The sequence below is a fragment of the Amycolatopsis xylanica genome (assembly GCF_900107045.1).
GTDB lineage: Bacteria > Actinomycetota > Actinomycetes > Mycobacteriales > Pseudonocardiaceae > Amycolatopsis > Amycolatopsis xylanica.
Genome location: NZ_FNON01000007.1, coordinates 531,460 through 543,914, shown reverse-complemented (window position 1 = coordinate 543,914; position 12,455 = coordinate 531,460). Strand labels below are relative to the sequence as shown.

Sequence of the window (12,455 nt, the reverse complement as noted above, 5' to 3'; positions counted from 1 at the left end):
CTTCCTGCTCAGAAGTGCTTGCGGTAGCGGAGCCCATAGCCGAACGGGAACAGCGGGGTCTGACCGTCGCCGACGTTGATCGGCTGCTGGTCCGCGCTCTTCATCCAGGTGACCGGCAGCTTCCCGGTCGGGTTGTACGCGCCGAAGAGCACGTCGGCCACGCCGTCGCCTTCGGTGCCGGGCAGCCAGGAAGCGACCAGGCCGTCCCAGTCCGGCAGCTGTGCGGCGATGTCCAGCGGACGTCCGGAGACCAGCACCACGACCGTCGGCACGCCGCTGTCCTTCAGCTTCTTGAGCGTGTCGAGATCGGTCTGGTCGAGGCCCATGCCCTGCGGCCGGTCGCCCTTGCCCTCGGCGTACGGCGTCTCGCCCACCACGGCGACCGCGACGTCGTAGCTCTTGTCGATCCCCGTGCCGTCCTTGCTGAACGTCACGTTCTTCGAGGCCTGCTGCATTCCTTGCAGGATCGTGGTTCCCGGGGTCACCGGGCCGCTCGTGCCCTGCCAGCCGACGGTCCAGCCGCCCGCCTGGTTGCCGATGTCGTTCGCGCTCTTACCGGCGACGAAGACCTTCTCGTGCTTGTTAAGCGGCAGGACGCCGTGCTCGTTCTTAAGCAGCACCTGCGACTCGCGCACGGCCTGGCGGGCGAGCGCGCGGTGGTCCTTGCTGCCGATGGTCGAGGTGAGCCTGCGGTCGGTCAGCGGCTTCTCGAACAGGCCGAGCTCGAACTTCTTGGTCAGGATGCGGCGGTTCGCGTCGTCGATCCTGGCCATCGTGACGTGCCCGGCCTGCACCTCGCCGCGCAGCGTGTCGATGAACTTCTTGAACTCGAACGGCACCATCACCATGTCGATGCCCGCGTTGATGGACGCGGTCACCTCGGCCGGGGTGAAGCCCTTCTGGCCGTCGATCTGGTCGATCCCGTTGTAGTCCGAGATCACGAAACCCTTGAAGCCCAGCTCGCCCTTGAGCACGTTGTTGATCAGGTACGACTGGCCGTGCATCTTCACGCCGTTCCAGCTGCTGTACGAGATCATCACCGTGCCGACGCCGCGATCGACGGCGGCCTTGAACGGCGGCAGGTGGATCTTGCGCAGCTCGGACTCGGGCAGCGTGGTCTCGCCCTGGTCCTTGCCGCCGGTGGTGCCGCCATCGCCGATGAAGTGCTTGGCGGTGGCGACCACGGACGACGGGCTCTTCAGCGACCGGCCCTGCATGCCGGTGATGATCGAGCTCATCGACACGGCCAGCTCCGGCACCTCGCCGAACGACTCATAGGTGCGGCCCCAGCGGTCGTTGCGCGCGACGCAGAGGCACGGCGAGAAGTTCCAGTCGATGCCGGTGCCCGCGACCTCTTCGGCCGTGGCGTGCCCGATCCGCTCGGCGAGGTCCGGGTCCCGCGTGGCGCCGAGGCCGATGTTGTGCGGGAACACGGTCGCGCCGTAGACGCCGTTGTGCCCGTGCACCGCGTCGACGCCGTAGATCAGCGGGATGCCGAGCGGCGTGGTGAGCGCCGTCTTCTGGAAGCCGTCGTACATGTCGGCCCAGGACACCGGGGTGTTCGGGGACGGCTGGGAGCTGCCGCCGGAGAGCAGCGAGCCGATCCGGTACTTGGCCACGTCGGCCGGGTCGGTGATGCCGAGCCGCTCCGGCTGCGTCATCTGGCCGAGCTTGTCGTCGAGCGTCATCCGGGAGAGCAGGTCGTTCACCCTGACCCTGACCGGGAGCCACGCGTTCCGGTACGCGGGGCCGGAGGCGAGCGCCGGGGTGTGGGACCCCAGTAGCAGCGCGCCTGCCAGCAGGCTGAGGGTGAGCTTGCTTCTGACTCGCATGCCTGGGGCCTCCTCGACGACGTCGTCAAATTCACGTATTAAATTAACTGACGAGATAACCGTGGTCCAGACCTTTGAGCAGCAAGAAGGCCGCGTTCACGTGCATGAACGCGGCCTTCGGTGAGTGGGACTAGCTAGGGTTGCACTGGGCGAGCACGGTGGCCAGATACCCGACGTCCGGGCGCCACTGCTCCAGGTTCCAGCTCGGCTTGTCCGGCGCGGCGGCCCGCGCGAAGTCGTAGTGGCAGCGGAACTGGTCCTTCATGTTCCGCTGGTTCGCGCTCGGCGCCAGCGCGACCACCTCGTTCCACGCCGAGGCCCACGCCGACGCGGGCGCGCTCGTCCGGCCGTACTCGGTCGGGAACACCGCGAGCCGCGGGCCCTTCGGGTCGGTGAGCCACTCGGTGTGATCGATGATGGCCTGCTTCAGGTCGGGCGCGGCCTGCAGCCGGGCCAGGACGGCCCGGTCCGCCTGCCCGGTCCGGATGTCATCATCGCTGGTAGCCGCGTGCGCGGGCGCCGCTAGCAGTACGGCCGACACTGTGACGGTGAGTACGGTCAGAGATCTGATCATGTCCCGAACGTAGAATGACTGACCGGGTGCCGGCCACCGTCCGCGCGAACCCGCTGGTCACGCTCCAATGCGCGGAACTGTCGGGCTCCGGGGATACCCTCTCCATCGGTGGGATGCCGGTTCGGCGCCGCTGCTTGTCCGCTATCTGGGAGAAACGACCCTGTGACTGCTTCTGCTGAGACCCTCTACGGGGCCGACGACCTGACCCACCTCGAGGGTCTGGAAGCGGTTCGGAAGCGGCCCGGTATGTACATCGGGTCGACGGACAGCCGCGGCATCAACCACCTCTTCACCGAGATCGTCGACAACTCCACCGACGAGGGCGTGGCTGGCCACGCGTCGAAGGTCGTGGTCACGCTGCACGCCGACGGCAGCGTCCAGGTGGACGACGACGGCCGCGGCATCCCGACCGGGGTGCACGCCAAGTCCGGCCTCTCCGGCGTCGAGCTGGTGCTGACCAGGCTGCACGCCGGCGGCAAGTTCGGCGGCTCCGGGTACAAGACCTCGGGCGGCCTGCACGGCGTCGGCGCCTCGGCGGTCAACGCGCTGTCGCTGCGCTTCGACATCACGGTCAAGCGCGACGGCAAGGTCCACCAGATGTCCTTCGCGCAGGGCGTGCCCGGCGTGTTCGACGGGCCGGGCCCGAAGGCGAAGTTCACCAAGCAGTCCGGCCTGCAGATCGTCGGCAAGATGAAGCGCGGCGAGCGCACCGGCACCTCGATCCGGTACTGGTACGACGCGCGCTACTTCGAGAACGGCGCCGCGCTGGACGTCGAGAACGTCCGCCAGAAGCTGCGCAACACCGCGTTCCTCGTGCCCGGTGTCACCTACGTGCTCAAGCACGCCACCGAGGACGAGATCGGCGAGGAGACCTTCCACTACCCGCACGGCCTGTCCGACATGGTCGAGTTCCTCGCGCCGGACGGGGAAAAGCCGGTCTCGGGCACCCTGCTGATCACCGGCGAGGGCACCTACCGCGAGAACGCCGCCGACGAGAACGGCGTCATGCAGTCGAAGGTGGAGCGCCGCGCCGAGGTCGAGGTCGCGCTGCGCTGGGGCACCGGCTACGAGCGCACGATCGAGTGCTTCACCAACACCATCCGCAACGTGCACGGCGGCACGCACCGCCGCGGCTTCGACCGCGCGGCCGCGAAAGCCATCCAGGAAGCCATTTCCAAGACCCGCGGCCTGCTCAAGCCGAAGGAGGACCCGCCGACGATCGAGGACGTGCTCGAGGGCATGACCGCGGTCATCCACGTGCGCCTCCCCGAGCCGCAGTTCACCTCGCAGACCAAGGACGAGCTGTCCACGGCCGGCATCACCCGGGTCATCCAGGGCATCGTCGACCAGCACATCAAGGCGTGGACCGAGGACCGCAAGACCAAGTCCGAGGCCAAGATCGTGCTCCAGAAGGTGGTCGACGCCGCCCGCGTGCGGCTGACCCAGAAGCACCAGAAGGACGCGGCCCGCCGCAAGACGGCGCTCGAAGGCGCCGCGATGCCGCCGAAGCTGGTCGATTGCCGCACCACCGGCATCTCGCGCAGCGAGCTGTTCCTCGTGGAGGGCGACTCCGCGCTCGGCTCGGCGCGGATGGCGCGCGTGTCGGAGTACCAGGCGCTGCTTCCCTTGCGCGGCAAGATCTTGAACGTCCAGAAGGCCAGCCTCGGCGACACGCTGAAGAACGCCGAGATCGCGTCGATCGTCCAGGTGCTGGGCGCGGGCAGCGGCCGCACGTTCGACATGTCGACCATGCGCTACGGCCGCGTCATCCTGATGGCGGACGCCGACGTCGACGGCTCGCACATCCGGACGCTGCTGATCACGCTGTTCGCCAAGTACCTGCGGCCGGTGATCGAGGACGGCAGGCTGTTCGCCGCGATGCCGCCGCTGCACAAGGTGGTCACCAAGGGCCGCAACCCGGAGACGAAGTTCACCTACACCCAGCGCGAGATGGAGACCACGGTCGCCGCGCTGGAGAAGGCGGGCAAGCAGATCGTCAAGCCGGTGCAGCGGTTCAAGGGCCTCGGCGAGATGGACGCCGACGAGCTGTGGGAGACCACGATGAACCCCGCCACCCGGTCGGTCCGGCGGATCACCTGGGACGACGCCGAAGCCGCCGAGTCCGCGCTCGAACTGCTGATGGGCGAGAAGGTCGAGCCACGCCGCAACTGGCTGGTCGAGTCTTCGGACCGGGTCGACCAAGAAGCGATCGACGCCTGAGTTTTCGTTAGCTACCAAGGAGTTTCGCAGTGGCACGCCGCAAAGGCCCCAGTACGAAGGTCGACGCGTCCGCGTTCGACCAGGCGGGGGCGAACGTCTTCGAGAACCCGCTGAAGACGGAGATCGAGGACTCCTACCTGGAGTACGCGTACTCGGTCATCCACTCGCGCGCGCTCCCGGACGCGCGCGACGGGCTCAAGCCGGTGCACCGCCGCATCCTGTTCTCGATGAACGAGCAGGGGTACCGGCCGACGCACGCGTACGTGAAGTCGTCGCGCGTCGTGGGCGACGTGATGGGCAAATACCATCCACACGGTGATTCGGCGATCTACGACTCCATGGTCCGCATGGCGCAGGACTTCTCGCTGAACGTGCCGCTGATCGACGGGCACGGGAACTTCGGCTCGCCCGACGACGGTCCGGCGGCCTCGCGGTACACCGAGGCCAGGCTGTCGGCCGAGGCGATGGCGCTGGTGGGGGAACTCGGCGAGGAGACCGTCGACTTCCGGCCGACCTACGACGGCTCACTGCAAGAGCCGACCGTGCTGCCCGCCGCGTTCCCCAACCTGCTCGTCAACGGCACGTCCGGGATCGCGGTCGGCATGGCCACCAACATGATCCCGCACAACCTCGGCGAGACGGTCGCCGCGGCGCGGTGGCTGATCCATCACCCCACGGCGACGCTCGACAAGCTGATGGAGTTCGTGCCCGGCCCCGACCTGCCGACCGGCGGGATGCTGCTCGGGCTGGACGAGGTGCGCAAGGCGTACGAGACCGGCCGCGGCGTAGTCCGCATGCGGGCCAAGTGCGAGACCGGGCCGCTGGAAGGAAGCCGCGGCCGTCAGGCGATCACGGTCACCGAGCTGCCGTACGGCGTCGGGCCGGAGAAGATCATCGAGAAGATCACCGATGAGGTCAACAAGTCCAAGCGGCTCACCGGGATCGCGGACGTCAAGGACCTCACGGACCGCGAGAACGGCACGCGGCTGGTCATCGAGTGCAAGGTCGGTGTCAACCCGCAGGCGCTGCTCGCCGACCTGTACCGGCTGACGCCGCTGGAGCAGTCGTTCGGCATCAACAACCTGGTGCTCGTCGACGGGCAGCCGCAGACGCTCGGGCTCAAGGCGCTGCTGGAGGTCTTCCTCGCGCACCGGTACGAGGTCGTCACGCGGCGCACGCGCTACCAGAAGCGCAAGCGCGAGGACCGTTTGCACCTGGTCGAGGGTCTGCTGCGGGCGCTGCTCGACATCGACAAGGTCATCAGGCTCATCCGCAACAGCGAGAACGCGCAGGCCGCGAAGGACGGCTTGATGAAGTCGTTCAAGCTGTCGGAGATCCAGGCGACGTACATCCTCGACACGCCGCTGCGGCGCCTCACCAAGTACGACAAGATCGAGCTCGAGGCCGAGCAGGACAAGCTGCGCGAGGAGATCGCCGAGCTGTCCAAGATCCTCGACGACGAGTCCGTGCTGAAGAAGGTCGTCTCGGCCGAGCTCGCCAAGGTGGCCAAGGACTTCACCACCGAGCGCCGGACCGCGCTGATCGACGGTGACCTCAAGGAGGTGCTGGCCGCTTCGAAGCCATCCGGCCCGCTGGAGGTCGAGGACGATCCGTGCCAGGTCATTCTTTCGGCCACCGGCCTGGTCGCGCGGACCGCGGCCGAGTCGGAGGAGTCCTCGGAAGCGCGCCGCCGCAACGGCCGGGTGAAGCACGACGCCGTGCAGGCGGTGGTGCATTCGACGGCCCGTGGCCAGGTGCTGCTGGTGACCAACCGCGGCCGCGCGTTCAAGACCGACGTGCTGCCGTTGCCGGTGCTGCCCGAGCAGGCTGGCACGGTTTCGCTGCGCGGCGGCATGGCGGCGCGTGAGCTGATCCCGTTGGAAAAGGGCGAGAAGGTGGTCGGCATCGCGCCACTCGGCGAGCAGGGCGCGGGTTCGCCCGGTCTCGCGGTCGGCACGAAGCTGGGCGTGGTCAAGGTGTGCGCGCCCGAATGGCCCGTTCGCTCCGATGAGTTCGAGATCATCAGTCTCAAGGACGGCGACGAGATCGTCGGGGCCACGTGGCTCACCGACGGGTCCGAAACGCTCGCTTTCGTGTCCTCGGAGGCTTCGCTGCTGCGGTACGCGGCGTCTTTGGTCCGGCCGCAGGGCCTCAAGGGCGGCGGCATGGCGGGCATCAACTTGAGCGGTGACGCGACCGTGGTCTTCTTCGGCGCCATCCGCACGGACGACGAAGAGCACGGCGAGCCGATGGTGATCACGTCGACCGGGATGAGCGTGAAGGTGACGCCGTTCAGCGAGTACCCGGCGAAGGGCCGCGCGACCGGCGGTGTCCGGGCGCAGCGTTTCCTCAAGGGCGAAGGCGGGCTGCGGGTGGCGTGGATCGGCTCGCGGCCGGCGGGCGCCGGGTCGAACGGTGACCCGGTGGAGCTGCCCGAGGTGGACATGCGGCGCGACGGCTCGGGTCACGCGCACCCGGGGCCGGACGTGGTCGGTCACCTCATCGAACGCGACTGACGAACGGGATAAAGCGGGCTTTATATCGGGGTGCTTTTCCCCGATATAAAGCCCGCTTTATCCCGTTCTACCTACCTCAAGACGCTCGGGTCGACCTTGGCCGCGCGCTCACGCTGGGGGAACACGCCGACCTGCACCCTGGCCTTTTCTTGGCCAGTCGCGTAGTCGACCACCGAGACCTCGTTGCGCTTGCTCAGCGAGACGAAGCAGTAGCGGCCGTCGGCCGACGTGGTGCCCCAGTACGGCAGGGAGCCGACCGGGTAGTTGACCGTCGCCGCCGTGCTCAAATCCGAGGTGGACACCAAAGCGACATAGTCGTCGATCGTGCCGACGTCACACAGCCGCGAGCCGTCGCCGGACAGCGCGAGCCCGTGGTGCGCCGAGTTCTTCGGGTAGTCGTCGGGCTTCAGGGCCGCGCCCGCCGGCGAGAACGGCATGTTCACCGTGTTCACGATCTGCGACGAGTTCAGGTCGTACTTCACGAATCCGTTGAGATAGGACAGCTGCGCGTAGAAGGTGTGGCCGTCGGGCGCGACGAGGTTCGGCCGGATCCCGTGCGGGAAGCGCCAGGTCTTGACCACCTGCAGGGTCGCGGCGTCGACCTTGGTCAGCAGGAAGTCGCCTTTGGCCCATTCCATCCACTTGGGCAGCGACACGGTGCCGATGCTGGAGTTGTAGATGTAGCGGCCGTCCGCGGAGAAGTCGTTCTGGTGCGGGTAGGTGCCGGTCTGGAACGAGCCGGTGATCTGGCCGGTCGCGGTGTCGAGCACCTGCGCCTTGCCCGCGGTGGTCGCCGAGACGACGAAGCGGGTGCCGTCAGGGGACAGCGCCGCGTGGTCGGCGTGGAAGCCTTCGAGCCGGGTGTGCCAGAGCTCGGCGCCGGAGCCGAGGTCGAAGGCGGCGACGTCGTCGAGGTTGCCGCGGGACACGTACAGCTTGCGGCCGTCGGGGGAGAGCGCGAGGTCGTCGACGAACCGGTCGCCGCCTTCGACGGCTTTGACCGTCTCGTAGCCGGCACGCTCGACGGGGTTCATCGCGTTGAGGCGCTCTTGCAGGTCGGGGATGACGTTGACGTAGCCGAGGTTGGCGAAGGTGGTCGAATCCAGGAAGCTCACGGTGCCTGACTGCGCGTTGCCGACGAGCACGACGTCCTTGAGTGCGGCCGCCTGGGAGACAGGCGCCGCGAGCGTGGTGCCCAGCAGGGTGATGGCCAGTGCGCTGACGATGCGGTTCGGCGGCATCGATTCTCCTCTTCGAGAATCCCCCTCGGGGTACGGGACGCGAATATTATTCGCATTAAACTAAGGTGTGCGCTACCGCCAGCTGAGGTACGCCGATCCGGTTAGGACAGAATCGACCTCGTGAGGTTCGGGATTCTGGGGGCGCTCGAGACGCCGGTGCCGGTCGGCGGCCCGCGTCCGCGCTCGCTGCTCGCGGCGCTGCTGCTCGACGCGGGCCAGATCGTCAGCGCCGAGCGGCTCATCGACGCGCTCTACGGCGAGGAGCCGCCGAGCGGCGCCGCGAACGCGCTGCAGTCCCAGGTGTCGCGGCTCCGAGGAAAGCTTGGCGACGCGAGCCTGATCGAGCTGCACCCGTCCGGCTATCGGCTCGCCGTCGACCGCGAAGACGTCGACGCGCATGTCTTCACGAGGCTCGCCGCCGAAGGCAAACGGGCGCTCGCCGCTGGTGACCACAAACAAGCCACCGCCCTGCTCAGCGACGCCTTGGCGCTGTGGCGCGGCCCGGCGCTGGCCGACATCGACGCCCCCTTCGCCGAGGGCCACGCGACGCGGCTGGAGGAACTCCGGATCGCCGCCGTCGAAGACTGCGCCGAAGCGCACCTCGACCCGAGCGAGCTCATCGCCGGGCTCAAAGCCGAGACCGTCAAATACCCGCTGCGCGAACGTTTGCGCGGCCTGCTCATGCGCGCGCTGTACGCGGCGGGCAGGCAGGCCGAGGCACTGGCCGAATTCGAAGACATCCGCCGGGTGCTGGCCGAGGAACTGGGCGCCGATCCGTCGGCGGAGCTGGCCGCGGTGCACGTCGCGCTGCTGCGCGGGGATCAGCGTCAAGCCCCCGCGCTGCCCGCGCAGTTCACGAGCTTCGTCGGCCGCGAGGACGAACTGCGGGTGGTCGGCGACCGGCTCCGCGACTCCCGGCTGGTGACCTTGCTCGGGCCGGGTGGCGCCGGAAAGACCAGGCTCGCGATCGAGGCCGCCCGGAGCTACGAGGCCTGCTTCGTCGACTTGGCCCCGTTGACCGGTGGTGTCGCGCAGGCCGTGATGGCCGCGCTGGGGTTGCGTGAATCCGGCCTGCTCGCCGCTCCGGGTCCGGCAGATGTGGAGGGCCGGCTGCTCGCCGCGCTCGCCGGGCGCGAGCTGCTGCTCGTGCTCGACAACTGCGAGCACGTTGTCGCCGATGCGGCCAGGCTCGTGCACGTCATCCTGGGCGGCTGCCCGGGTGTCACTATTTTGGCCACCAGCCGGGAGGCGCTCGGGATCACCGGCGAGGTGCTGTCGCCGGTGCCGCCGCTGTCGCCGGAACCCGCGGTCCGGCTGTTCACCGATCGCGCGCGAGCGGTGTCGCCGGGGTTCGTCGCCGACGAGACCGTCGCGCACATCTGCCAGGCGCTCGACGGCCTCCCGCTCGCGATCGAGCTGGCGGCCGCGCGGCTGCGCTCGCTGACGGTCCAAGAAGTGGCCACCCGGCTCGACGACCGGTTCCAGCTGCTCACCCGCGGCAGCCGGACCGCGGCGCCCCGCCACCAGACGCTGCGCGCGGTCGTCGAGTGGAGTTGGGAGCTGCTCGAACCAGATGAGCGGGCACTGGCCGAAAAACTGTCCGTCTTCGCGGGCGGCGCGACGCTCGAAGCGGCCGAGCGGGTGTGCGGCGGCACGGTCGACGACCTCGCGAGCCTGGTCGACAAGTCGTTCGTCGAAGCGTCCGGCGGGCGGTACCGGATGCTCGACACGATCCGGGTCTTCTGCGCGGAGCGGCGGACGGAAAACGTCCACCGCGCGTACGCCGAGTACTTCCTCGAGCTGGCCCGCGCGGCCGACCCGCATCTGCGCCGGGCCGAGCAACTCGACTGGATGAGCAGGCTCAAAGCCGAGCATGGCAACTTTTTCGCCACCCTCCGCTGGGCGGTCGAGCACGATACCGAGCTGGCGTTGTCGCTGGTCAGCGCGTTGTCCTGGTATTGGTACCTCAGCGGGACCCGGACCGAGATCATCCCGCTGACCGCGCGGCTGATCGAGCTCGTCGAGCCTGCGGACTGCGAAGAGGAGTACGTCCTCTGCGTGCTGCATTCGGTGGCGGGCGGGCCGGGTGGCTTCGAAAAGCACATCGCCCGTGCCCGCGAGATCATGAGCCGGATCGGCGCGCTGCGGCAGCCGTACGTGGTCGTCGCGTGGGCGCTGTTCGAGGGGCCGCCGATCGAGGGCGAGCCGATCTCGCCGATGCGGAAGGCCTTCGCCGAGAACCCCGACCCGTGGTTCCAGGCGGTGCTCAAGTTCAGCACCGGGTACGTCGCCTGGCTCACCAGCGGCGAGATCGACACGGCGGGTCAGCTGGTCGAAGAGGGACTGGCCGTTTTCCGGCACCTCGGCGAACGGTGGGGTCTCGCGCAGTGTCTCGACGCGCTGGCCGCGTTCGCCGACGCGGCGGGCGACCACACCCGCTCGCTGGCGATGACCGCCGAAGCGCTCGGCGTCATGCGCGAGCTCAACGCCGTCGAAGAGCTCGCCGACCTCACTTCGCGTGGCGCCGCGCGGTTGCTCCGGGCCGGGCGGACCGAGGAGGCGGAGGCCTCGTACGCACAGTCCGCCGAGTACGCGAAGCGGGCGGGTGTGCTCGCGACGCTGGCCGTGGCGTGGTCCGGTCTCGGCGAAGTGGCGCGGTTGCGGGGTGACCTGAAGAAGGCCCGCGAACTCCAGGAGCGGGCGCTCGCGCAGTGCACCGAGGACTGGGTGAACGCGAACGCGCGCACCCAGATCTTCCTCGAACTCGGCAGGGTCGCCGCGCTCGAAGGCGCCACCGCCGAGGCGGTCGCGCACTTCGAGCGTGCGGCCTCGCTCGCGCACGCCAGCCGGATCCAGACCGTCGAGGACGAGGCTGTCGCCGAGCTCACGCGTATTTCTTCAGCGTGACGATGTCCGAGGACCGCATGGTCACCTTGTTGAACCAGGCCCCGATCGGACCGGCGAACATGACCTTGCACATCAGGTTGCGCTGCCAGATCGCCGAGCGCGACCCCGGCGCCAGGAAACTGCCCGCCCGCTTGGCCTGCCCGTGCCCGATCTTCGCCGACGGCCGCAGCTGCCGCTCGAACTCGGCGAACGCCTCGCGGTGGTCGGCCTGCGTGGCCAGCTCACCGGCGAGCACGTACGCGCCGAGCATCGCCGTGCCCGTCCCCGACCCGCCGGGGCCCGCCGACCACGCCGCGTCGCCGACCAGCGCGACCCGGCCCTGGTGCCAGCGGTCGAGGTGGATCTGGCCGATCGCCGCGAAGTACAGATCGTTCGCGTCGTACAGGTCCTCGAGCAGTTCGGGCGTCTTCCAGCCGACGTCGACGAACCGCTCGTGCACGATCTTCTTCTGCTGCTCGACGTCCTGCCGGTCGTAGGTCAGCACGTCCGAGGCGAACGCGAAGCCGACGCCGTAGGAGGTGACCATCACGCCCCGGCCGGGCTCGTTGTACCAAACCCCGGTGCGGTCCAGCCCGAGCCGGTTGGTGCCGCTGTAGCCGGCCAGATAGCAGCCACCGTGCGTGGCGAACTGCTCCTCCGGCCCGAAGAGCAGCTCACGAACGCCGGAGTGCGCCCCGTCGGCGCCGATCACGAAGTCGAACGTGCGGTCCTCGCCACTGGCGAAGGTGACGTCGACGCCGGTGGCCGTTTCGGTGAGCCCGGTGATCCGGTCGCCGAAGATGTACTCGGTGTTCTCGCGGGTCGCGTCGTAGAGCACGCGGGCCAGGTCGCCGCGCATGATCTCGACCTCGCCGCTCATGAACTCGCCGGGCATCTTGGCCAGCGGCTGCCCGTCGCGGTCGACGACCGTGACCTCGCCCATCCCGGTCTCGTGGGCCTTGATCTCGTCCAGCACGCCCATCTGGCGCAGGATCTCGACCTGCGCGCCGCGGAAGTCGACGGCCGAGCCGCCGGGGCGCAGTTCCGGCGCCCGCTCGACGACCGTGGTCTCGAAGCCGTAGCGGTGCAGCCAGTAGGCGACGGACGGCCCGGCGACGCTGGCTCCGGAGATCAGAACTCGCTTCTTCATGGTGTTCTCCCTGTTCCCGTGGTGACAGGGAGAACT

At 68.8% G+C, this 12,455-nt stretch carries 7 protein-coding genes; 3 read left to right on the top strand and 4 right to left on the bottom strand.

Annotation, left to right across the window (positions count from 1 at the left end):
- Nucleotides 1-8 precede the first annotated feature (8 nt).
- Nucleotides 9-1,832: a glycoside hydrolase family 3 protein gene (locus BLV57_RS31540; RefSeq protein ID WP_091294996.1), complete on the bottom strand. Its 1,824-nt coding sequence runs from the start codon at nucleotides 1,830-1,832 to the stop codon at nucleotides 9-11.
- A 130-nt stretch (nucleotides 1,833-1,962) separates the two neighbouring features.
- Nucleotides 1,963-2,406 carry a DUF2599 domain-containing protein gene (locus BLV57_RS31535; RefSeq protein WP_091294993.1) on the bottom strand — a complete coding sequence of 148 codons (444 nt, stop codon included), beginning with the start codon at nucleotides 2,404-2,406 and terminating at the stop codon, nucleotides 1,963-1,965.
- Between the two features lie 162 nt (nucleotides 2,407-2,568).
- Here BLV57_RS31535 and BLV57_RS31530 point away from each other — a divergent pair, with 162 nt between their 5' ends.
- Together BLV57_RS31530 and BLV57_RS31525 are read left to right on the top strand one after the other, a co-directional pair.
- Nucleotides 2,569-4,626 carry a DNA gyrase/topoisomerase IV subunit B gene (locus BLV57_RS31530; RefSeq protein WP_091294990.1) on the top strand — a complete coding sequence of 686 codons (2,058 nt, stop codon included), beginning with the start codon at nucleotides 2,569-2,571 and terminating at the stop codon, nucleotides 4,624-4,626.
- 29 nt (nucleotides 4,627-4,655) lie between these two features.
- Nucleotides 4,656-7,142: a DNA gyrase/topoisomerase IV subunit A gene (locus tag BLV57_RS31525; RefSeq protein WP_091294988.1), complete on the top strand. Its 2,487-nt coding sequence runs from the start codon at nucleotides 4,656-4,658 to the stop codon at nucleotides 7,140-7,142.
- Between the two features lie 71 nt (nucleotides 7,143-7,213).
- Here BLV57_RS31525 and BLV57_RS31520 read toward each other — a convergent pair whose 3' ends face one another.
- On the bottom strand, nucleotides 7,214-8,383 hold the full coding sequence (locus tag BLV57_RS31520) for a YncE family protein (protein WP_091294986.1): 1,170 nt from the start codon (nucleotides 8,381-8,383) through the stop codon (nucleotides 7,214-7,216).
- A 120-nt stretch (nucleotides 8,384-8,503) separates the two neighbouring features.
- Between BLV57_RS31520 and BLV57_RS31515 the strand changes: the two genes are divergently transcribed.
- Nucleotides 8,504-11,290, top strand: a complete 2,787-nt coding sequence (locus BLV57_RS31515) for an AfsR/SARP family transcriptional regulator (protein WP_091294984.1) — start codon at nucleotides 8,504-8,506, stop codon at nucleotides 11,288-11,290.
- Here the strand turns inward: BLV57_RS31515 and BLV57_RS31510 are convergent.
- Nucleotides 11,268-12,419 (bottom strand): FAD-dependent monooxygenase, encoded by a 1,152-nt coding sequence (locus tag BLV57_RS31510; RefSeq protein ID WP_091294983.1) that lies wholly within the window; start codon nucleotides 12,417-12,419, stop codon nucleotides 11,268-11,270. The two genes, BLV57_RS31515 and BLV57_RS31510, sit on opposite strands and share 23 nt — an antisense overlap.
- Nucleotides 12,420-12,455 lie beyond the last annotated feature (36 nt).